Origin of the sequence: Rhizobium sp. SSA_523 (genome assembly GCF_030435705.1) — a bacterium.
Classification (GTDB): domain Bacteria; phylum Pseudomonadota; class Alphaproteobacteria; order Rhizobiales; family Rhizobiaceae; genus Neorhizobium.
Map to the genome: position 1 here is coordinate 2,399,344 of NZ_CP129382.1, position 20,025 is coordinate 2,419,368.

The window sequence follows — 20,025 nt, forward strand, 5'->3', positions numbered from 1 at the left end:
ACGCGGGTCCGGCGAAATGAGCGGCAGCAACGGGTTCTTGCGCTTGTATTCGCCATTTCGCATATAGTAGCGCAGTATCGGAGTCGACCATGCCCACCCTCTTCCGCTTCCTCTTTATTCTCGGCGTCATTGCGGGCATTGTCTATGGAAGCATGTTTGCCCTTGTCCTGCTGGTAGAACCGCGGGAGCGGGAGGTGACCGTGCGCATTCCCTCAGAAAAGCTCAATCCTCCGGCAGGCGACCAGACAGGATCCGTTCCCTCGAGGCCGGCAGAGCCATGAGCGCCGGCGCAGGAACGAGGCTTGATCTGTCGGCGGCCCATCTGGAATCCTTTCTCGAGATGATGAGCGCCGAACGCGGTGCGGCCAATAACACGCTGCAGTCCTACGAACGCGACCTCAGCGATCTCCTGCACTTCCTGAAGAGCCGGAAGACATCGCTGACGGCAGCGGCATCCGCCGATCTCGCAGCCTATCTCGCGCATCTGAGCGCACAGGGCTTTGCCGCCTCGTCGCAGGCGCGCCGATTGTCGGCCATGCGGCAATTCTACAAGTTTCTCTACGCGGAAGGTCTGCGCGGTGACGACCCCACCGCCATTCTCGATGCGCCCCGCAGGCAGGCCGCCCTGCCGAAGATCCTCAGTGAGAGCGATGTGAGCCGGCTCCTGACGCTGGCGGCCGAGGAGGCGGCGCAGGAGGGTCCGGGTCTGGCCTTCCGGCTGCGCATGCTGGCGCTTCTCGAACTTCTCTATGCGACCGGCATGCGGGTGAGCGAGCTGGTTTCCCTGCCGGCCAAGGTTCTCGATCACGAAGGCCGCTTTCTGATGATCCGCGGCAAGGGCAACAAGGAGCGGCTGGTGCCGCTGTCGCGCTCGGCGATCAAGGCCCTGGCCGCGCTTGGCGAGCACCGCAGACAGGCGGAAAAGGCAGGCCAGGCGGAAAGTCCCTGGCTGTTTCCCGCCGCCAGCAAAGAAGGCTATCTGCCAAGACAGGTCTTTGCGCGCGAGCTGAAGGACCTCGCCTCGCGCGCCGGCATCCGCGCGTCCCACATCTCTCCGCATGTGCTGCGGCACGCCTTTGCCAGTCATCTTCTGCAAAACGGTGCGGACCTGCGTATCGTGCAGGAACTGCTTGGACATTCAGACATTTCCACAACACAGATCTACACGCATGTTCTGGAGGAACGCCTGCGCCAGGTGGTAGAAACGCATCACCCTCTTGCAAAAAGCGCCAAAAACCCTGATTAGAGCGCGGGCGGAGGCGGCCCGGCCGCGAGACATGATCGGAAAACGGAGCTCATGCAGACTTATCTCGACTTCGAAAAGCCTATCTCCGACCTGGAAGGCAAGATCCATGAGCTGAAGAAGCTCGCGGCGGAAGATGAAAGCATCGATACGTCGGACGAGATCCAGCGGCTTGAAGTGCGCGTCCGCGAAGCCATGCAGGACATCTATTCCAAACTGTCCGCCTGGCAGAAGACGCAGGTTGCGCGGCACCCGCAGCGACCGCACTTCGTCGACTATGCCAGCCGCCTGTTTACCGAATTCACGCCTCTTGCAGGCGATCGTTCCTTTGGCGAGGACGCCGCCATTCAGGCCGGGCTCGGTCGGTTCCGCGGTCAGCCGGTGGCAATCATCGGCCAGGAAAAAGGCCACGACACCAAGTCGCGCATCAAGCACAATTTCGGCAGCCCGCGTCCGGAAGGCTATCGCAAGGCCATCCGCGTGATGGAAATGGCGGATCGCTTCGGCCTGCCGGTGATCTCGCTCGTCGATACCGCCGGCGCCTATCCCGGTGTCGGCGCCGAGGAGCGCGGCCAGGCGGAAGCCATTGCGCGCTCGACCGAGACCTGCCTCGGCCTGCACGTGCCGATGATCTCGATCGTCATCGGTGAAGGCGGTTCCGGTGGCGCCATCGCCATTGCGGCAGCCAACCGGGTCTATATGCTGGAGCATTCGATCTATTCGGTGATCTCGCCGGAAGGTGCGGCGTCCATCCTGTGGCGCGATTCCACCCGGGCCCGGGAAGCCGCCACCAATATGAAGATCACCGCGGAAGACCTCAAAGGCCTCGGCGTCATCGACGGCATCATCCCCGAGCCGCTTGGCGGAGCCCATCGCGATCCGGCTGCGGTGATCGATGACGCAGGCGATGTTCTGGAAACCGCGCTTGCCGAACTCGGGGCGCTGACGCCGCAGGACGTCCGCATGGCGCGCCGGCAGAAATTCCTCGATATCGGCCGAAATCTCTAAAGCGGGGCATTTTGCCGCGCTAATTTCACAATCTTGTGCAATGTCTTGTTGTCACGGGGGTAAGATTCTGGAAAGCTTACCGCTTTATTATTGATGACAGAATGGGTATGAGCAGATGAGCTGCACCCGTTGGTCTGATTTTGTGTGATCCTTGCCTATGCGCCTGAGACATATCGCCACCCTTCTGCTGATGGCTACAGCCCTTGCCGGCTGTAATGACACGATCGACGGCGCCATTGACGTGTCGAAGGTCAAGAACAAGGTTGAGCAGCCTTTGCCTTCGCGCATTGTCGCGGAGATGCAGAAGAAGAACATGCCGCGCAATTCGCCGATCATGATCCGTGTCTTCAAGGAAGAAGGCAAGATGGAGATCTGGAAGGCCAAGGCGGACAACCGGTTCGACAAGATCGCCGACTATGACATCTGCGCCTGGTCCGGCAAGCTCGGCCCGAAGGTGAAGGAAGGCGACCGCCAGGCGCCCGAAGGCTTCTACAACCTGACGCCGGCACATCTCAATCCCAATTCCAAATATTATCTGGCCATCAATACCGGCTTTCCCAACCGTTATGATGCCGCCAATGGCCGGTCCGGCTCCAATTTGATGATCCACGGCGCCTGCTCGTCGTCTGGATGCTATTCGATGACGGATGCGCAGATCCTGGAAATCTATGCCTTTGCGCGCGACGCCTTCCGCGGCGGACAGACGGCTGTCCAGCTGCAGGCCTTTCCCTTCCGCATGACCGCCGAGAACATGGCGCGCCACCGCACCAGCGAGAATCTCGAATTCTGGAAGATGCTGAAGGTCGGCTACGACAATTTCGAAGTGACCAAGCGTCCGCCGGAGGTCAATGTCTGCGGCCGGAAATATGTCTTCAACCAGGAGTTTCAGGGTGCAGCCGGCCTGTCTCCGGCAGCAGCCTGCCCGCCCATGGCCTCCCCTCCGGCGCTTGCCTCGGCACTCTCCGCCTATGAAAAGCAGTATGAACTCGCTTATGCGAAGGCCGTCGACAAGCTGGATGGCAAACTTTGGTACGAGCCGACGGAAGCGGAGCGCAAGGCCATCGTGGCCGAAAAGCGCAAGGGTCGCGACCTCGCCTATGCCCCGACGGGAACCTCGCTTGCCGCCGGCAAGCTGGTTGCGCCGGCAGAATTCGAGAAACTGATGTCAGCCCGTCTGGGTAAGCCGGCCCCGGCGCCGGCCCAGATCCTGACGGCATCGACCTCGACCGAACCGAGCGTCGAAAAACAGGGCCGCCTGGAGGCCTCCGCTTCGCTGCCCGGCAAGCGGACCGCCGCATCCGTTCAGGAAGCCATGACGGCGCCTGCAACGACGGCAACAGCGGCAACGACCACGACGACCCCGACCACGACGACTGGCTCGATCCCCGTTCCGGGACGCAATCCGCTCGCCTATACTGTCGAGCCACAGCCGGTTCAGAGCCAGAGCGTGAGCCAGAACACAGACAGAAAGCCTTTCTGGAAATTGTGGTAGGCGCCGCGTGGCCACGCCAGGGGCGCAGATCGTCTACGACCTGAAGGGGCTGAAATGCCCCCTGCCCGCCATAAAGGCCCGCAAGAAGCTCGCAACGCTGCCGTCGGGCCAGGAACTGGTTCTGGAAACCACCGATCCTTTGGCAGGGATTGATATTCCCCACATGTGCCATGAGCAAGGCCATGTCCTGCTGGCCTCGGAGCGAACCGCGAGTGGCCATCGCTTCGTCATCCGGCGCGGCGAGATAACAAGGCCGAAAGAGGCTTTTTCCTGAAGCGCGTGCCCCGAAATCTGCACCGCTTCGCACAAGCGGCGGGCGGAAGGAAAGCGCGAGACGCGTCAATCAGCGGCGAAAACCCGGGACGGCCAGCGGATTGTCCGCCAGGGCAGCCCGATCGGGCCGGTCGATGCGCGGCTGGCCGGTGAATGCGGCAAACAGGTCCGTCACGAAGTCCTCGCTGAGGCCCTGGGTGATCAGAACCATCCGTGTCTTGCGCTCGCTGCCGGGCGGCCAATGCGGCAGGCGCTCCGGCGGATGAAACAGGGTCTGCACCCCATGCAGGACCAGCGGTCGTTCCACATTGTCGGCAAGCTTCACGATCGCCTTCATGCGCAGCAGCTTCTCGCCATGCGCCGAACGCAGCAGATCAATGAAGAGCTCCATGGCCATCGGATCGATGGGCTCGTCATGAATGATCGAGAAGGAGCGGATATCCGTTCCGTGGCGGTTCACGTCATGATGGTGGGACCCGTGATGGGCATGGCCGCCATGGCCGTGATCGTCATGATGATGGTGGTGATCGTCATGATGGTGATGATGGTGGTGACCCGCGGCAGAATCCGCAGGCGCCGCATGGTCAGCCTCTTCCTCGTGCAGCCAGCGGCCGACATCTGCGATCTTGCTATCAGGTGCATAGAGGCCATTGATCAGCACGCTGATCCGGCCCGCATCCGGCGTATCGCCGTCCAGTCGCGCCGCACGCGGATTGAGGGCGCGCAGCCGCGCCTCCAGGGCCGCCTTGTCCTTGCCGTCCGTCAGGCTGGTCTTGGTGATGACGAGGCGATCGGCGACGGCAACCTGCTTGAGGGCCTCGATATGCTGATCAATGGTCGACAGTCCGTGAACGGCATCGACAACCGTCACCACGCCGTCCAGCTGATAGCTCTGGCACAGAACGGGATGGCCCATCACCGCCTGCATGACCGGCGCGGGATCGGCAAGGCCCGTCGTCTCGATGACCACGCGGCGGATCGGCTTGATGCGACCCGTCTGCATCTGGTCGATCAGCGAGGCGAGCGTCTCCACCAGTTCGCCGCGAATGGTGCAGCACAGGCAGCCATTGGACAGTTCCAGCAGCGTATCGCCGGAGCTTTCGACGAGCAGGTTATCGATCCCCACTTCGCCGAACTCGTTGATGATCACCGCCGTGTCCTTGGCGGACGGATCCTTCAGGATCCGATTGAGCAGCGTGGATTTGCCGGCGCCGAGAAAGCCGGTCAGGACGGAGACCGGAATACGCTCATTGGGTGCTGGCATTTGCAGATCCTGACGCTCACAAGAGACTAAGCAGGCATTCGTCGGCGAACCAACCAATGTCTGCTTAGATGTTTTTGTTTTTGCAGAGTTTTATCCCAAAACCGGCTACCACTTTTGGGAAACTCTGCTTAGAAGGAGGCCGGCCGGGGAATGGGGACCGGGATATTGGCGATTTCGCCCTTTGCGGGCGTCGGAGGCGGAAGAATGGCGGCGAGGCTGAAGCGCGGCGGACGCGCCATCTCCTTGATGTAAGGCGACTGCACGATCATCCGGCCTTCGTCGTCGCGCCCTTCGCTACGGATCTTGGCCGCCTTGGGATTACAGATTTCGGCACTGACATCCACCACCCCCGTCTGGTCCGGGCCATAGGGCTGAAGATAACCCAGAAGATCGCCCGTACCCTGCGGCAGGCCGAAGGCCTTTTGCAGCAGATCGGCCGATTCATCGGCGCGGCCGGCAAGACTGTCGGCGCCCAGCACAACCGAAACGAGCGTTCGTCCATTGCGGGTCGCCGAAGAGACCTGGTTGAAACCGGAGGCGCAGATGAAACCCGTCTTCATGCCGTCGGCACCATCGAAACGGCCGATCAGCATATTGTAGTTCGGGTAGTCCTTCGTGCCGGTGGACACGCCTTCGAGGGCAAAATAGCCCGCATAATCGGCATATTCCCGGCGCAGCTGAACGGCGAGGATCGCCAGATCGCGGGCAGTGGTATACTGGCCCTTGCCGGGCAGGCCATGCGGATTGATGAAGCGCGTCGATGTCATCCCGAGCTCTGCCGCCTGGATGTTCATCATCGAGACGAAATTCTCGGCCGAACCGCCCACCGTTTCCGCAACCGCCACGGCGACGTCATTGGCCGATTTCACCATCAGGATCTTCAGTGCCGCATCGAGCGTCATGGATGCGCCGGGCTTGACATACATCTTGCTGGCCGGCTGGTCCACGGCATTGCGGCTCATCACGACCGGCGTGTCGAGGCTGACCTTGCCGCTCTTGATCGCCTTGAAGGTAACATAGACCGTCATCAGCTTGGTCAGCGATGCCGGATACCAGCGGCGAAACGCTTCCTGATGCGCCAGAACCCGGCCGGAACGCACATCGACGACCATTTTCGGATTGGCGAGAGCGTCGGAGGCATAGGGGCCGGTCAGGGCCGTCAAGCTGACCGCAGCGGCCAGCAAAGTCTTGGCAGTCAGTCGGATCATCCGGTCGAGCAAAGGCAGGCCTCGTTCAGCTGCGGGGAGTGTGCCAGCGGCGCTTAAAGTGAAACTGACCGGACAGGAACCGATCGGTCCCATCAGGTCGAACTCCCGCTCTAAGTCGCGCTTGTGACGAAGGAATGGCAAACATCATTGATTCCGTCAATTCTGCGGCGCAATATCTTCCCTCTTGCGTTGGCCGGCTTTGAGCCGTCAACCATAGCCGTAAATGATGACAGGATGTCCCATGCCGATCTTGAACAGAGCTGCCGAACTCCAGAAAGAGGTCACGGAGTGGCGGCGCCATCTTCATGAACGGCCCGAGCTTCTCTACGACGTGGATGAGACTGCTGCCTTCGTGGCGGACAAGCTGCGCGCTTTCGGTGTCGATGAGGTGGTCACCGGTCTCGGACGCACAGGTGTCGTCGGCATCATCCGCGGCAAGGGCGAAAGCGAAAGGGTCGTCGGATTGCGCGCCGATATGGATGCCCTGCCGCTGGAGGAGATTTCCGGCAGGCCCTGGGCATCCCGCATACCGGGCAAGATGCATGCCTGCGGCCATGATGGGCACACGGCCATGCTGCTGGGTGCCGCCAGGCATCTGGCGGAGACGCGCAATTTCAACGGAAGCGTCGCGGTGATCTTCCAGCCGGCCGAGGAAGGTGGCAGGGGCGCGCTTGCCATGGTCGAAGACGGGCTGATGGACCGCTTCGGCATTCAGGAAGTCTATGGCATGCACAATATGCCGGGCATGCCGCTCGGGACCTTCGCCATCCGCAAGGGCGGCATCATGGCGGCGCCGGACAAGTTCACGATCAAGATTGCCGGCCGCGGTGGACATGCCGCCGAGCCGCACCGCACGGCGGACCCGATCGTCATCGGCGCGCAGATCGTCAACGGGCTGCAGATGATCGCGGCGCGCAATGCCAATCCCTTGCGGTCCGTCGTTGTCTCGATCACCCAGTTCCACGCCGGCACCACGCACAATATCATTCCCGAAGAGGCTTTCCTGACCGGAACGGTTCGCAGCCTGGACGAGAATGTCCGCGATCTTGCCGAAGCGCGCATCCGCCAGATCGCCGAGGGCATCGCAGCGGCGCATGACGCGCGTGCCGAAGTGGAGTACGAGCGCGCCTGCCCGGTCACCGTCAACCATCCGGAGGAAACGCTGCATGCAGCGCGTGCCGCGATGGACATTGTCGGCGAGAGACAGGTCAATACGGATGTCGATGCAAGCATGGCCGGCGAGGATTTCGCCTTCATGCTCCAGGCGCGTCCCGGCGCCTATATCATGATCGGAAACGGCGACACCGCAGCGCTTCACAACCCCGCCTATGACTTCAATGACGAGGCGCTGGCCTATGGCATCTCCTATTGGGTGAGACTGGCGGAGCAGCGGCTCAGCGACTGAACCTGCTGCGAGATAAAGAGCAGCCACCTGCCTGCTCAATGCAGATCAGGTGCAGGCTTGTCCCGGACGCCCGGCTGCGATATGTAGCGAACCATCACGGAAGTGATGGGGCTGTCCACGTAGCTCAGCAGGATAGAGCACAGGATTCCTAATCCTGGGGTCGGAGGTTCGAATCCTCTCGTGGACGCCACTCTCCGCTTGTCCGGCCCGGACAGATAGGTAACACTTCGTACCGAAGACAGAGGTAACAGCCTCGTCCAGGCCAAGCCCTCGCGGGGCCGGCACCTTCGATTGGCACCTTCAACCGGCGCTTTTGACCGCGACACGCACAAGCTTCCGCATGGTTTGCCCTCAAGGATCTTGCAGCGACCGCGCAAAGGCGATGATGGCCTCGCTGACCTCCCGCGGCTTCTCCTGTGGTGCCCAATGCCCGCAATCCGGGATGGTCAGGCTCCGCCTGAGATGGGGCACCAAGGCCGGCATGGCGTCGATGATCTGCCGCATGCCCGGAATGCTCAGCCCTGCATCCTGCTCGCCGACCATGTAGAGCGCAGGCACCTCGACCATCCTGCCGAGGAGCGATCGCTGAAGCTGCCAATTGGCGTCGAGGTTGCGATAGTAGTTCAGCCCACCCCTGAAACCGCTTCGTCGAAAACTGGCTGAAAAGTGAGCAAGATCCGCCTCGCTCAACCAATCCGGCAGGGTTGTCGGATCCGCAAGTGGCGCAAGGAGACCGTGCTGGCGCGACACCATGCCAAACGGATTTGGCGTGCCGTCGCCCTCTCGTCTCGGTCCTGCCTGCCGCGATGCCGAAAAGAGGATTTTGCGGAGCGTGGCCGCGACATCCCGTTCCAGTTCGGCCTCCGCCACGCCCGGCTCCTGAAAGTAAAGGATATAAGACAGTGCCTCATCGGTCTGCGGAAAGAGGCTTGTCGGTGGGGCGGGAGGTGCCCCCATCATCGGAACGCCAATCGCGACGACGCCTCTGACCTTGTCAGGCCTCATCAGTGCTGCCTGCCATGCAATCGTGCTGCCCCAGTCATTGCCGACGATGATGGCCTTGTCGCGGTTCAGCGCATCCAGCAGGCCGACAAGGTCGCCCACCAGATCAAAGGTCGAATACCGGGCACTGTCACTCGGGCTCTGCGTCTCCCCGTAACCGCGCATATCAGGCGCAACGGCGTGAAAGCCAGACGCGGCAAGCGCAGCAAGCTGATGCCTCCACGCATAGGCGGTCTCCGGAAATCCGTGGATCAGGAGAACAAGAGGGCCATCCCCCTGTTCCTCGATATGCATTGCGAGACCATTGGCGTTCAGCTTGCGGGACGACATGATGAGCTCCTGTTGTTCCGCAACATTTTATGTTACGGATATCCTCTCGTCAAGTTTCCGAAACATGATAAGTTACACAATGGCCGACACCCGTCTCTCCCGCATGCTCCACGTTCTCGTCCACATGCACCTTCTCGGTGGGAGCGAGACCTCGGAGACGATCGCGAAGATGCTGAACACCAACCCGGTCGTGGTGCGCCGGACAATGGCGGCCCTCAAGGAGCACGGCATCGTCGCTTCGGCGGGAGGGCGCAGCGGTGGCTGGCGGTTCGCCCGGCAAGCGGATCAGATCACGGTCGAACAGGTCCATGACGCCTTGCAGACCGGTTCCGCCTTCTCGATCGGCCTCTCCAAGGATCATAGTGAATGCCCCGTCGAGCGCAGGGTCAACCTGTTTCTCGAACAGGCCATGGCGGATGCCGAAACTACGCTTCGTACCCGCTTTGCTGGCGCAACGATCCTGGACCTGGCTCGGGCCTTCGCTTGAAGCGGGATGCCTGTTCCCTTTCCGGGCAGCGAAGCCGGAACCAGTCCTGTCGGACTATAACCGCGACAAACGCCTGTGGCTTCACTTGAACAATTTGGAGATCACCGCCTGTTCCGACTCCTCCCATCGGCGCACCACTTCGGCAGTTTCCTCGATCTCCTCATCGCTGAAATGATGGGCACCCTCCTCGCCGATCCGGCACAGGCTGAACGGCCTGCCGACGCTGGCAGAGGTGAGATCGAGCGATTGAAGGACGCGCAAGACCGCCGCGCAACCGAAGCGCATTGAACGCTTGGCCAGGCGGAAGTGGGAGAGCAAAGAGCCGGCCTGCTGGGCCATGGCGGCACCGCTGCCGATGGCGTGAAATCCGATATCGGCATAATGGCCGATCATGCCGGACGGCGTGATTTCGAGGATCCAGGGCTCGCCATCCCGCCAGCCGGCGGCCATGACATAGGCCGATGGCGTGCCGCCGCCCTCCTCCCCCGGCACATCGGGAATGAACGTATCGTAGTGATGGCGAAGGATCGGCAAGACCTGCCCCTGCAATGCCCGCCCGATATCCGGCGCCTGCAGGATTGCGGCGCTGTTTTCATTGAAGCAGCGTTGGACATCCGTCAGCACCGCCCGCGCGCCACTGCCGCCCCAGGCTGCCGTCTCACCCAGGGGGTGCAGCTTTTCGGCCGGATAGGTCATGCCACGCCCCTTGTCGGTAATCTGGGAGTCCGATCCAAGGACCACGCCATCTTCGCATACGGTGGCAAGCACGACAGTCATCAAGCGATCCTTCCAGGGCCGTTTCTCTGAGACACTGCGGCATAGCGCATGTCCCGCTTCCTCTACTACGCCCTCGACCCGGGCAGCGTTCCATGCAGAAGGCGCGTGGAAGCGCAGGAGAGCATGCCGGCACTGCCGGGATCAGGAGGCCGGCACCGAAGCCGCGGGCTGTGACCAGCCAAGCCAGCCGCTGATAATCCACCATCCCCCCAGCAGGATGAAAGCGGTGAACAGCAGCGCTGCAAGGCCGAAGACCAGGCCAAGCCCGATCGCAAGCCCGTCGCGCTGTGCAAGCCCAAGGGCAATGAAAAAGACCGCAAGGCCCGGCAACACATTGCCGAACGGAATGGGAAGCGCGATCACCAATCCCATGATGACGATGACGAGCCCCAGCGGCCGCAGCGCCGCGCGCCCGCTCAGCGCTGTCCAGCGCGGTCGAAGCCATGTCTCCAGCCATTGCAGCTTGGGACCCAGCCGAACCGCCATCGACACCAGGAGACGGTGCGGCACCTCGACCCGCGCCAGCCTTTCCGGCAGCCAGAACCGGTCCGCACCGATCACCAATTGCGCAGCCAGCAACACAAGCGCTGTGCCGAACACCATGCCAGCGGGGATGCCAGGGGTCGGGATAATGGCCGGTATGGCAAAGATCAGCAGGACCAGCGCCGTCGCCTGCTCTCCCAGGACAGCCAGGAGATTGCCCATCGTGGCTCGTTCCGTTGCGAAGCGATCGGAAATCGCCATGAGAACTTCGGCAAGCCCTTGCTGACTGTTGATCGTCACGTGTCGATCGTCTCCCTAGAGCAGGTCCAGCAAAACTGCGTCAGCGGTTTTGCGTCCGGACTGCGAAAAACAAAGAGATAGAGCATTTCATGTGATCACCGGAAATGCTCTATTCGAGCCTTTCTACCGTTGCGGCAGTTGCCTCGCATATGGGATGGGCCCGGCGACTTGACCAGAGGACGGTTGGCGGCCGGAGCAGGCTCGTCGACCGGAGGATCTTTGGCGTCAGAAAGATTTGCGCTGGCCTGCCTTCATTGTATGAACGAAATCGACGCTGCGCTGATGCAGCCGCGCCTCGTCGATGAAGGCATCGAGATATTCCAGCAGGCGGACGCGGCGTTGCGCGATCTCGCTCTCTTGAACCGGCGACTGCGTGAAAGCGCCGATGCCGGCCAGGAAGGCATGCATGGATGAGGTTAGCGGCGGCAGCAGATCGATAAGATAGACACCGGGTTCGGCAGCGTCCAGAACCGATTCCACATAGCCGAACAGAGCCTTCGGGATTTCCAAGGCTTCCCGCCAGCCGCAGGAAGCGACAAGATTGCGAACGCGAACCGCCTCTGCAGGAACCATCGTCAGCTGCCCTTCCTCTTCACAGCGCGGATGCCTTGCACCGGCTCCCAATCGTCCAGCCTCGCACCCAGATCGCGAAGATCAGTAGCTTCTAAAAAGTTGATGTCAACTGCCTGGACACGATGTTTGCACAGGTCGCACCGGACCCGGACACGTTCTAAGGACCTGATAAACAACCATAATCTACAACCATCCCGCGAAGCGCCAGATCCGGTTGCAGCATGGCGGCGCATGCGTTCCGATCTGCGTCGCAACCCTTTCGCGAAAAGAACAAGGGCTTCACAGCGGCGCGCCAAGCGGTCATTCGGGCCTTGGCGGCCTGACATGTTCCATGCGGAAGCCAAGCCCCATCAGCCGCCCCGCCAGATGGGAAAGGGCCGGCACGCAGGCAATGCCGCGCAGGAAGGCGGGCGGTCCCTTCTGCCTCTCCTCGTCCGCCCGATCCTTGCGGCGGCTCGAGCGCATCATCAATTGCAGCCGCTGCGTGGCGCGGGTGGGGAAATCCCGCCGCTTCTCGACGGCCGCCAGATGCGCATCGGTCAAGCGGTTCTCCATCAGCGGCAGTGTCAAAATATTGCCGGCGGCCACGGCATCCTGAATGGCCAGATTGACGCCCACGCCGCCGATCGGCGACATGGCATGCGCCGCATCGCCAATAGCCAGAAGGCCGGGCTTCCACCAGCGCTTCAAGCGGTCGATGCGCACCTGCAGGAGGCTGACATCGTCGAAGCTCCTGATCTCTTCCATGCGCTCCGCGGGAAGCGGCGAGACCTCTCGGACCTGATCGCGAAAGGCTTGCAGGTCGCCGGAGCGGATATCCGCAAAAGTGCCGCGGCGAACGATGAAGCCGCATTGCCAATAATCGCCGCGATCGATCAGCACGAAACCCTGGCGCGGCCCGGCATGTCCCATGGTTTCCGCCGGATCGCCCGGCTGTTTCGACAGCTTCATCCAGACGACTTCGCTCGGCTCACCAAATGTCTCGACCGCCAGCCCGGCCTTTTGCCGCACGACGGAGTGCCGGCCGTCCGCAGCGACGAGCAGAGTGGACCGTAATGTCTGCAACCCGTCGGGCGTCTGCAGCCGCACGCCGCAGACCCGGCCACCCTCGTCCAGCACGTCCACCACTTCGCTGGCCATCATCAGTCGGAAATTCGGATAGGCGGCGGCCTCCTGGGAGAGAAAGCTCAGAAAATCCCATTGCGGCATGAAGGCGATGAAACGGTTGCGCACCGGCAGCCGCGAGAAATCGGCCATGGTGATGGTCTTGCCGCCGATCTCTGCCGAAAGCCGGTGGGCGCGGGTATGGGGCAGCTGCAGGAAACGATCCTCCAGCCCCAGTTCATGGATCACTTCGAGCGTCGAAGGATGAATTGTATCGCCGCGGAAATCGCGCAGGAAATCCTCATGCTTCTCGATCACCGTCACATCAATGCCGGCGCGGGCCAGAAGCAGGCCCAGCATCATGCCGGCCGGACCGCCGCCGGCAATGGCACAGGTCGTTGTCAACTCCGCTTTCGCCATGATCTCGTCTCCAGCCGTCCACCGTTATGAGCAGTCTAGGGTCTGTTGACAATCAGGTTTCGGACGTGGCGCGTTTCGGATTTGGTTGCTGAACAGGCGAAAAGCGCAAGGGATACCCAAATGTATCACGAGCATTTTCAACGCATTCAGCGGGCAAATCCGACGCGTCCGCAGGATTTGGAGAAAATAGCCCATTTCGGCGTCGCGAAGCCTTGAAAGGGGTTGACCCTTCCTGCGGCTTCGCTCCTGAAACTGGGCTATTTTCTCGCAAACCACGTTCCAAACCCTGAATGTCAACAGACCCTAGCGCATCTGGCATTGGCGGGTGTGAAATTCAATGCGGCGCATCCGCCCTTGTGACCCCGGCCCGCCCCCTGTAAACGAGCGGTGACCAACGCGGACATTCCAGGCATGACAGGTTCCAAGCGTAGCATTTCCATTCTCGGCTCCACCGGCTCCATCGGCACCAATACGCTGGATGTCGTGGCCCATCTGGGAGGCCGCGATGCCTTCGATATCGTCGCACTGACCGGCGCCAGCAATATCGAGCTTCTGGCAGAACAGGCGAGAACCGTTGGCGCCCGACTGGCGGTGACCGCCGATGAGAGCCAATATGTCGCCCTGCGCGATCTCCTGTCCGGCAGCGGGATCGAAGCCGCCGCGGGCCAGAGCGGGCTTCTGGAGGCAGCGAGCATGGAGGCCGATCTGGTGATGGCCGCCATCGTCGGCACTGCCGGGCTTGCGCCGACGCTTGCGGCCGCACGCAGAGGTGCCGATATCGCACTTGCCAACAAGGAATGTCTTGTTGCAGCCGGCGAACTCTTCGTCGGCGCCGTGAAAGCCGGCGGCGGCCGCCTTCTCCCGGTCGACAGCGAACACAATGCCATCTTTCAGGTGCTGGAGGAAAACCAGCGCCACGCCGTGGAAAGGGTCATCCTGACGGCATCCGGCGGCCCGTTCCGGACCTTCTCCCGTGAGCAGATGGCGGATGTCACGCTGGAGACGGCCCGCGCCCACCCCAATTGGTCAATGGGGCTGAAAATCTCCATCGACAGTGCCTCGATGTTCAACAAGGCGCTGGAAATGATGGAAGCCCGGCACTTGTTCGGCCTTTCGCCGGATGAGGTGGAAGTGATCGTTCATCCGCAATCCATCATCCACTCTATGGTGGGATATGCCGATGGCTCGGTTCTGGCCCAGCTCGGCAGCCCTGACATGCGCCATGCGATCGGCTATGCGCTCCAGTTTCCGCGCCGCGGCCATCTGCCGATCGAGCGGCTGGATTTCGCAAAGCTGGCCCGGCTGGATTTCGAGGCACCCGACGAGGACCGCTTTCCGGCGCTCCGGCTGGCGCGGCTTGCCATGGACCGCGGCGGGGTGCAGGGCGCGGTGCTCAACGCCGCCAAGGAAGTGGCGCTCGAGGCCTTCATTGCCGGCGAGACAGGCTTCCTGACCATGGCCGAGATTACCGAGGCGGTGATGGACGAATTGGCCCATCTTCCGCCTGCCTCGCATATGGAGGATGTATTCGCCGCCGATCTCGAGGCACGACACCGGGCCAGGGCGCATCTCGGTTGAGGCGCATTCAGCAAAGGCCAGGCAACCCTTACGCATTCCTGCGGCGACCCTCCATCAGGTCGAGAATGGCGCGTGCCGCATCGAGCACGTTGGTACCGGGTCCGAAGACGGCGGCGACACCGCAATCGAGCAGGAACTGGTAATCCTGGCGCGGGATGACGCCACCCACCACCACAATCACCTCTTCGGCGCCCTGCCGCTTCAAAGCCTCGACAAGTTGCGGGGCGAGTGTCTTGTGGCCGGCGGCAAGCGACGACATGCCGACCACCTGCACCTTTTGCGCGACGGCGAGCTCTGCCGCCTCCTCCGGCGTCTGAAACAGCGGGCCCGCAATCACCTGAAAGCCGATATCGCCGAAAGCCGAGGCGATCACCTTGGCGCCGCGATCATGGCCGTCCTGGCCGAGCTTGGCGACCAGCATTTTCGGCTTGATTCCCGTGGCCTGCGCAAAGGCTGACAGCCGTCCCGTCAAAGTCTGATATTCGGGATCATCCGCATAGGCCGAGCCGTATATGTCGGAAACGACCTCCGGCACGGCACTGTGATCACCGAAGGCCTGGCGCATGGCATCGGATATCTCCCCGACGGTGGCACGCGCGCGGGCAGCCTCCACCGCAGCGGCCAACAGATTGCCCTCTCCGCTTTCCGCCACCTCTTCGAGCAGAGCAAGAGCCTCGGCTACCCGTTTGGGATCGCGCTGCCGCCGGATCTGCTCCAGCCGCTTGATCTGCGAGTTGCGCACGGCCGTATTGTCGATGTCGAGAATATCGATCGGCTCTTCATTCTCGAGGCGATATTTGTTGACCCCGACGATGATCTCCTCGCCGCGATCGACCCGCGCCTGACGCCGTGTCGCCGCCTCCTCGATCAGCCGCTTCGGCAAGCCGTCAGCCACGGCCTTGGTCATACCGCCAAGCGATTCCACCTCCTCGATCAGGGCCCAGGCCTTGTCGGCCAGTTCCTTGGTCAGAGATTCGACATAATAGGAACCGGCCAGCGGATCGACGACCTTGGTGACGCCCGTCTCGTGCTGCAGGATCAATTGGGTATTGCGGGCAATGCGGGCTGCAAATTCGGTCGGGAGTGCGATCGCCTCATCCAGCGCATTGGTATGAAGGGATTGTGTGCCGCCCAGCACCGCAGAAAGCGCTTCATAGGCTGTGCGGACGACATTGTTGTAGGGATCCTGCTCCTGCAGCGAGACGCCGGATGTCTGACAGTGCGTGCGCAGCATCGAAGAGCCCGGCTTTTTCGGCTCGAACTCCTCCATGATCCTCGACCAAAGCAGGCGCGCGGCGCGCAGCTTGGCCGCCTCCATGAAGAAATTCATGCCGATGGCAAAGAAGAAGGACAGCCGCCCGGCGAATTCATCGACGCTCAAGCCGCGCGCCAGGGCAGCGCGCACATATTCCCGACCGTCGGCAAGGGTGAAGGCCAGCTCCTGCACCAGCGTCGCGCCGGCCTCCTGCATGTGATAACCGGAGATCGAGATGGAGTTGAAGCGCGGCATCTCGCGGGCCGTATAGGCGATGATATCCGCAATGATGCGCATCGATGGTTCCGGCGGGTAGATATAGGTATTGCGGACCATGAACTCCTTCAGAATATCATTCTGTATGGTGCCGGACAGCTGATCGCGCGATACACCCTGCTCTTCCCCCGTCACGATGAAATTGGCCAGGATCGGAATGACCGCACCGTTCATCGTCATCGAGACGGAAACATCCTGCAGAGGGATGCCGCTGAACAGGATCTTCATATCTTCGACGCTGTCTATGGCGACGCCCGCCTTGCCGACATCGCCGACGACCCTCGGATGATCGGAATCATAGCCGCGATGCGTGGCCAGATCGAAGGCCACCGATACGCCTTGCTGGCCGGCGGCAAGCGCCTTGCGATAGAAGGCATTGCTTTCCTCTGCCGTCGAAAATCCGGCATATTGCCGGATCGTCCAGGGCCGTCCGGCATACATGGTGGCGCGCGGTCCCCGCACATAGGGCTTGAAGCCCGGCAGGCTGTCGAGATGATCGATCCCGTAGAGATCGTCCGCCGTGTAGAGCGGCTTGACCGGGATGCCCTCGGGCGTGTTCCACACCAGTTTCTCCGGCGAGGACTTCAGCTCCTTTTCAGCCAGCGCGTGCCAATCCTGCCCATCGGTCTTGCTGATCTTCTCCGACATCTGCTCTCTCCTCGGTTCACTCTAACGTTCAGTCGGTAGGGCACTGAAAGGATGCGCCGAATTGAAATCTATATCGCATCTTCCAGTCTCCATTTCAGCATTTCATGCCCGTATCCCGATCACTCGGCGATGGACGACACCCGCTTGACCTGATCCCTCGTCCGTCGCGGCCGGGCCAGTTCCGAATTGACGCCGGTACTACCAGGTAGTACCATTAAGCGGAGTGTAGGAGAGAGCTTCCATGACCGTGAAAACATCCGTCTCAATCTCCGATCAGCAGGACGCCTTCGCCCGCCGACTGGTTGAGGAAGGCCGCTATTCCAGCGTAAGCGCCGTGGTGCAGCAGGGTCTGGAACTGCTGCGCGAGCAGACCGAGATGAAAGAGGCGGAGCTTGCGGCTTTGCGGGCTCTGCTCGACGAGCGGGCCAAGGGCCCCTTCCTGACAATGGAGGAAAGCAAGCAACAGATCCGCGAGATGCTTGCCCGAAAGAAGGCCGCTCTTGGTTTATAAAATCAATCTTGCGGCGGCGGTCAGCGCCGATTTCGATCAACTCTTTGACCATCTGTTCGCAGTCTATCTCGGGACAGGCGATTCCATCGAGGAAGCCTATGATCGTGCGACCAACCGGGTGAACGATGTTGCTCGAGATGTGGAAAAGCTCGCTTTCCATCCTCATCGAGGCACACTCAACAGCGACCTTCGCCCGGGTCTGCGGCATATCACAAAAGACCGGGCGATCTTCTATTTCTGGATCGATGAGCAAAACCGCGTCGTCAACGTCCTCGCTGTCTTCTTCGGCGGCCAGGACCACCGCCGCCATATGCTGGAGCGGCTGAACAAGCCGACGATGAACGCCTGATTGCCGGACCGCTCCCGCATTCCGCATCACTCGAACTCCATGATCAGCTCGTCCACCGCAAGACTCTGGCCGGCACTCGCCGCGACGCGTTTGACCACGCCCTTGCGCTCCGCCTTCAGCACGTTCTCCATCTTCATGGCCTCGACGGTTGCCAGCGTCTGGCCGGCTTCCACACTGTCTCCGGCCTTGACCGCCACGCCGGTGATGACCCCCGGCATGGGGCAGAGCAGCATTCTCGACGTGTCCGGCGGAAGCTTCACCGGCATTAGCCGGGCAAGCTCCGCCACCCGGGACGAGCGCACGCGGGCAGAGACATCCATGCCATTGGCGCGAAGCCGGATTGCCGAACCGACAAGCTCCACCTTTACGCCAAGCTTTTCGCCGTTCAGCAGCACATGCGCATGGGTATCGCCCGGCTGCCATGCGCTTTCCACGGTGATCGCCTTACCGTCATCAAGGAATTCGACGCGCTCGGCATCCGCAGGGCCGGACAGCGAGACAGCATGCTTCGCCTCGCCCATCTGAACGACCCAATTCGTGCCGACCACACGGGCGTGATTGCCGATGGTGCCGGAAATCCGGGCTGCCCGTGCCTGCACGCGGCGCTGGACGATCGCCGCCACGGCGGCAAGCTTGCGCGACGCTTCGGCATCCGGCGCGACACCGGTAAATCCATCCGGAAATTCTTCCGCGATATAGGCGGTGGTCAGCCGGCCAGCACGAAAGCGCTCCTGCCCCATGACGGCCGAGAGGAAGGGCAGGTTGTGGCCAATGCCCTCCACCTCGAAATCATTCAGTGCCGCGGCCATGGCGTCGATCGCCACCTCGCGCGTCTCGCCCCAGGTGCACAGCTTGGCGATCATCGGATCGTAATACATGGAGATCTCGCCGCCCTCATAGACGCCGGTATCATTGCGGACGACTGTGCCGTCCGGCTGCTTGCCTTCGACGGGTGGGCGATAGCGGCTGAGCCGTCCGATCGAGGGCAGGAAGTTGCGGAAGGGATCTTCGGCATAGAGGCGGCTTTCGATCGCCCAGCCATCGAGCCGCACCTGCTCCTGCGTGAACGAAAGCGTTTCGCCGGCTGCGACGCGGATCATCTGCTCCACGAGGTCGATCCCGGTCACCAGCTCCGTCACCGGATGCTCGACCTGCAGGCGGGTATTCATTTCGAGAAAATAGAACTTGTTGGCCTTGCCGTCGACGATGAATTCCACCGTGCCGGCGGAGTGGTAGCCCACAGCCTTCGCCAGTGCCACAGCCTGCTCACCCATGGCGCGCCGCGTTTCCGGCGTCAGGAAGGGCGACGGGGCTTCTTCGATGACCTTCTGGTTGCGCCGCTGGATGGAACACTCGCGTTCCCCCAGATAAAGGCAGTTGCCATGCTTGTCGCCCAGCACCTGGATCTCGATGTGCCGGGGCTCAGTCACGAATTTCTCGATGAAGATCCGATCGTCCCCGAATGCGCTCTTCGCCTCGTTCTTCGAGGACTGGAAACCTTCGCGTGCCTGTTCATCGCCCCAGGCAATGCGCATGCCCTTGCCCCCGCCACCGGCCGAGGCCTTGATCATGACCGGATAGCCAATGGACGCGGAAATCTGGACTGCCTCTTCCGCATCCTCGATCAGCCCCATATGCCCGGGAACGGTGGAGACGCCCGCTTCCGCGGCGATCTTCTTGGAGGTGATCTTGTCGCCCATGGCCTGGATGGCACCGACAGGCGGCCCGATAAAGGTCACACCGGCCTTGTCCAGCGCTTCGGCGAATAACGGGTTTTCAGACAGGAAGCCGTAGCCCGGATGCACGGCATCGGCACCGGTCTGGCGGATGGCGTCGAGGATCCTGTCAATGACGATATAGGATTGCGACGAAGGGGCCGGCCCAATATGCACCGCCTCATCGGCTTCGCGCACATGCAGGGCATTGGCATCGGCATCGGAATAGACGGCGACCGTCTTGATCCCCATTTTCTTTGCGGTGCGGATGACGCGGCAGGCGATCTCACCGCGATTGGCAATCAGGATCTTGGTCAACGCCAT

General features: G+C 61.8%; 19 protein-coding genes and 1 tRNA gene. 11 read left to right on the forward strand and 9 right to left on the reverse strand.

The annotated features are described in order from the left end of the window. Positions 1 to 89: 89 nt before the first annotated feature. The 5 genes from QTJ18_RS19810 (at position 90) to QTJ18_RS19830 (ending at position 4,017) form a co-directional block, all read left to right on the forward strand. Complete coding sequence (locus QTJ18_RS19810) at positions 90 to 281, forward strand: hypothetical protein (RefSeq protein WP_252754401.1); 192 nt, start codon at positions 90 to 92, stop codon at positions 279 to 281. After that, on the forward strand, positions 278 to 1,246 hold the full coding sequence (xerD, locus tag QTJ18_RS19815; RefSeq protein ID WP_252754400.1) for a site-specific tyrosine recombinase XerD: 969 nt from the start codon (positions 278 to 280) through the stop codon (positions 1,244 to 1,246). Before QTJ18_RS19810 ends, xerD begins: the two co-directional genes overlap by 4 nt. 51 nt (positions 1,247 to 1,297) lie before the next feature. Continuing rightward, entirely contained in the window at positions 1,298 to 2,251 is a 954-nt protein-coding gene (locus tag QTJ18_RS19820) for an acetyl-CoA carboxylase carboxyltransferase subunit alpha (protein WP_252754399.1), read from the forward strand. A 157-nt stretch (positions 2,252 to 2,408) separates the two neighbouring features. Further along, a complete protein-coding gene (locus QTJ18_RS19825) occupies positions 2,409 to 3,743 on the forward strand; it encodes a L,D-transpeptidase family protein (protein ID WP_252754398.1) in 1,335 nt (444 codons plus the stop codon). Positions 3,744 to 3,750: 7 nt separating this feature from the next. Then, the gene (locus QTJ18_RS19830; protein WP_252754397.1) at positions 3,751 to 4,017 is read left to right on the forward strand and encodes a sulfurtransferase TusA family protein; all 267 of its coding nucleotides are present in this window, start codon (positions 3,751 to 3,753) and stop codon (positions 4,015 to 4,017) included. Between the two features lie 69 nt (positions 4,018 to 4,086). On the opposite strand, the gene QTJ18_RS19835 is transcribed toward QTJ18_RS19830, so the two are convergent. Together QTJ18_RS19835 and QTJ18_RS19840 are read right to left on the reverse strand one after the other, a co-directional pair. After that, positions 4,087 to 5,280 (reverse strand): CobW family GTP-binding protein, encoded by a 1,194-nt coding sequence (locus QTJ18_RS19835; RefSeq protein WP_252754396.1) that lies wholly within the window; start codon positions 5,278 to 5,280, stop codon positions 4,087 to 4,089. A gap of 128 nt (positions 5,281 to 5,408) precedes the next feature. Next, on the reverse strand, positions 5,409 to 6,488 hold the full coding sequence (locus tag QTJ18_RS19840; protein ID WP_289852157.1) for a D-alanyl-D-alanine carboxypeptidase family protein: 1,080 nt from the start codon (positions 6,486 to 6,488) through the stop codon (positions 5,409 to 5,411). A gap of 241 nt (positions 6,489 to 6,729) precedes the next feature. Between QTJ18_RS19840 and QTJ18_RS19845 the strand changes: the two genes are divergently transcribed. Continuing rightward, on the forward strand, positions 6,730 to 7,893 hold the full coding sequence (locus QTJ18_RS19845; protein ID WP_252754395.1) for a M20 aminoacylase family protein: 1,164 nt from the start codon (positions 6,730 to 6,732) through the stop codon (positions 7,891 to 7,893). Positions 7,894 to 8,006: 113 nt separating this feature from the next. Beyond that, positions 8,007 to 8,083, forward strand: a tRNA-Arg gene (locus QTJ18_RS19850). A 161-nt stretch (positions 8,084 to 8,244) separates the two neighbouring features. Here the strand turns inward: QTJ18_RS19850 and QTJ18_RS19855 are convergent. Further along, positions 8,245 to 9,225: an alpha/beta fold hydrolase gene (locus QTJ18_RS19855; protein ID WP_252754394.1), complete on the reverse strand. Its 981-nt coding sequence runs from the start codon at positions 9,223 to 9,225 to the stop codon at positions 8,245 to 8,247. Between the two features lie 79 nt (positions 9,226 to 9,304). Between QTJ18_RS19855 and QTJ18_RS19860 the strand changes: the two genes are divergently transcribed. Next, a complete protein-coding gene (locus tag QTJ18_RS19860) occupies positions 9,305 to 9,712 on the forward strand; it encodes an RrF2 family transcriptional regulator (protein WP_252754393.1) in 408 nt (135 codons plus the stop codon). An 81-nt stretch (positions 9,713 to 9,793) separates the two neighbouring features. On the opposite strand, the gene QTJ18_RS19865 is transcribed toward QTJ18_RS19860, so the two are convergent. The 4 genes from QTJ18_RS19865 to QTJ18_RS19880 form a co-directional block, all read right to left on the reverse strand. Further along, positions 9,794 to 10,489, reverse strand: coding sequence for an Ntn hydrolase family protein (locus tag QTJ18_RS19865; protein ID WP_252754392.1), 696 nt, complete (start codon positions 10,487 to 10,489; stop codon positions 9,794 to 9,796). A 141-nt stretch (positions 10,490 to 10,630) separates the two neighbouring features. Beyond that, positions 10,631 to 11,272 carry an exopolysaccharide biosynthesis protein gene (locus QTJ18_RS19870; RefSeq protein WP_252754391.1) on the reverse strand — a complete coding sequence of 214 codons (642 nt, stop codon included), beginning with the start codon at positions 11,270 to 11,272 and terminating at the stop codon, positions 10,631 to 10,633. A gap of 225 nt (positions 11,273 to 11,497) precedes the next feature. Next, on the reverse strand, positions 11,498 to 11,845 hold the full coding sequence (locus QTJ18_RS19875) for a hypothetical protein (RefSeq protein WP_252754390.1): 348 nt from the start codon (positions 11,843 to 11,845) through the stop codon (positions 11,498 to 11,500). Between the two features lie 300 nt (positions 11,846 to 12,145). After that, a complete protein-coding gene (locus tag QTJ18_RS19880) occupies positions 12,146 to 13,369 on the reverse strand; it encodes an FAD-dependent oxidoreductase (RefSeq protein ID WP_252754389.1) in 1,224 nt (407 codons plus the stop codon). Between the two features lie 411 nt (positions 13,370 to 13,780). Here QTJ18_RS19880 and dxr point away from each other — a divergent pair, with 411 nt between their 5' ends. After that, the gene (dxr, locus tag QTJ18_RS19885; RefSeq protein WP_252754388.1) at positions 13,781 to 14,947 is read left to right on the forward strand and encodes a 1-deoxy-D-xylulose-5-phosphate reductoisomerase; all 1,167 of its coding nucleotides are present in this window, start codon (positions 13,781 to 13,783) and stop codon (positions 14,945 to 14,947) included. 28 nt (positions 14,948 to 14,975) lie between these two features. Here dxr and scpA read toward each other — a convergent pair whose 3' ends face one another. Then, positions 14,976 to 17,126, reverse strand: coding sequence for a methylmalonyl-CoA mutase (scpA, locus tag QTJ18_RS19890; RefSeq protein WP_252754387.1), 2,151 nt, complete (start codon positions 17,124 to 17,126; stop codon positions 14,976 to 14,978). A 241-nt stretch (positions 17,127 to 17,367) separates the two neighbouring features. Between scpA and QTJ18_RS19895 the strand changes: the two genes are divergently transcribed. Further along, positions 17,368 to 17,637 (forward strand): type II toxin-antitoxin system ParD family antitoxin, encoded by a 270-nt coding sequence (locus QTJ18_RS19895; RefSeq protein ID WP_252754386.1) that lies wholly within the window; start codon positions 17,368 to 17,370, stop codon positions 17,635 to 17,637. Continuing rightward, complete coding sequence (locus tag QTJ18_RS19900; RefSeq protein ID WP_252754385.1) at positions 17,627 to 17,986, forward strand: type II toxin-antitoxin system RelE/ParE family toxin; 360 nt, start codon at positions 17,627 to 17,629, stop codon at positions 17,984 to 17,986. Before QTJ18_RS19895 ends, QTJ18_RS19900 begins: the two co-directional genes overlap by 11 nt. A 26-nt stretch (positions 17,987 to 18,012) precedes the next feature. Here QTJ18_RS19900 and QTJ18_RS19905 read toward each other — a convergent pair whose 3' ends face one another. Continuing rightward, positions 18,013 to 20,025, reverse strand: a complete 2,013-nt coding sequence (locus QTJ18_RS19905) for an acetyl-CoA carboxylase biotin carboxylase subunit (protein WP_252754384.1) — start codon at positions 20,023 to 20,025, stop codon at positions 18,013 to 18,015.

Excerpts from the sequence above, each read along its gene's own strand:
- QTJ18_RS19810 (WP_252754401.1), top strand. The coding sequence starts at position 90 with ATGCCCACCCTCTTCCGCTTCCTCTTTATTCTCGGCGTCATTGCGGGC.
- xerD (WP_252754400.1), top strand. The coding sequence starts at position 278 with ATGAGCGCCGGCGCAGGAACGAGGCTTGATCTGTCGGCGGCCCATCTG.
- QTJ18_RS19820 (WP_252754399.1), top strand. The coding sequence starts at position 1,298 with ATGCAGACTTATCTCGACTTCGAAAAGCCTATCTCCGACCTGGAAGGC.
- QTJ18_RS19825 (WP_252754398.1), top strand. The coding sequence starts at position 2,409 with ATGCGCCTGAGACATATCGCCACCCTTCTGCTGATGGCTACAGCCCTT.
- QTJ18_RS19835 (WP_252754396.1), bottom strand. The coding sequence starts at position 5,280 with ATGCCAGCACCCAATGAGCGTATTCCGGTCTCCGTCCTGACCGGCTTT.
- QTJ18_RS19840 (WP_289852157.1), bottom strand. The coding sequence starts at position 6,488 with ATGATCCGACTGACTGCCAAGACTTTGCTGGCCGCTGCGGTCAGCTTG.
- QTJ18_RS19845 (WP_252754395.1), top strand. The coding sequence starts at position 6,730 with ATGCCGATCTTGAACAGAGCTGCCGAACTCCAGAAAGAGGTCACGGAG.
- QTJ18_RS19855 (WP_252754394.1), bottom strand. The coding sequence starts at position 9,225 with ATGTCGTCCCGCAAGCTGAACGCCAATGGTCTCGCAATGCATATCGAG.
- QTJ18_RS19860 (WP_252754393.1), top strand. The coding sequence starts at position 9,305 with ATGGCCGACACCCGTCTCTCCCGCATGCTCCACGTTCTCGTCCACATG.
- QTJ18_RS19865 (WP_252754392.1), bottom strand. The coding sequence starts at position 10,489 with ATGACTGTCGTGCTTGCCACCGTATGCGAAGATGGCGTGGTCCTTGGA.
- QTJ18_RS19875 (WP_252754390.1), bottom strand. The coding sequence starts at position 11,845 with ATGGTTCCTGCAGAGGCGGTTCGCGTTCGCAATCTTGTCGCTTCCTGC.
- QTJ18_RS19880 (WP_252754389.1), bottom strand. The coding sequence starts at position 13,369 with ATGGCGAAAGCGGAGTTGACAACGACCTGTGCCATTGCCGGCGGCGGT.
- dxr (WP_252754388.1), top strand. The coding sequence starts at position 13,781 with ATGACAGGTTCCAAGCGTAGCATTTCCATTCTCGGCTCCACCGGCTCC.
- scpA (WP_252754387.1), bottom strand. The coding sequence starts at position 17,126 with ATGTCGGAGAAGATCAGCAAGACCGATGGGCAGGATTGGCACGCGCTG.
- QTJ18_RS19895 (WP_252754386.1), top strand. The coding sequence starts at position 17,368 with ATGACCGTGAAAACATCCGTCTCAATCTCCGATCAGCAGGACGCCTTC.
- QTJ18_RS19905 (WP_252754384.1), bottom strand. The coding sequence starts at position 20,025 with ATGGCGTTGACCAAGATCCTGATTGCCAATCGCGGTGAGATCGCCTGC.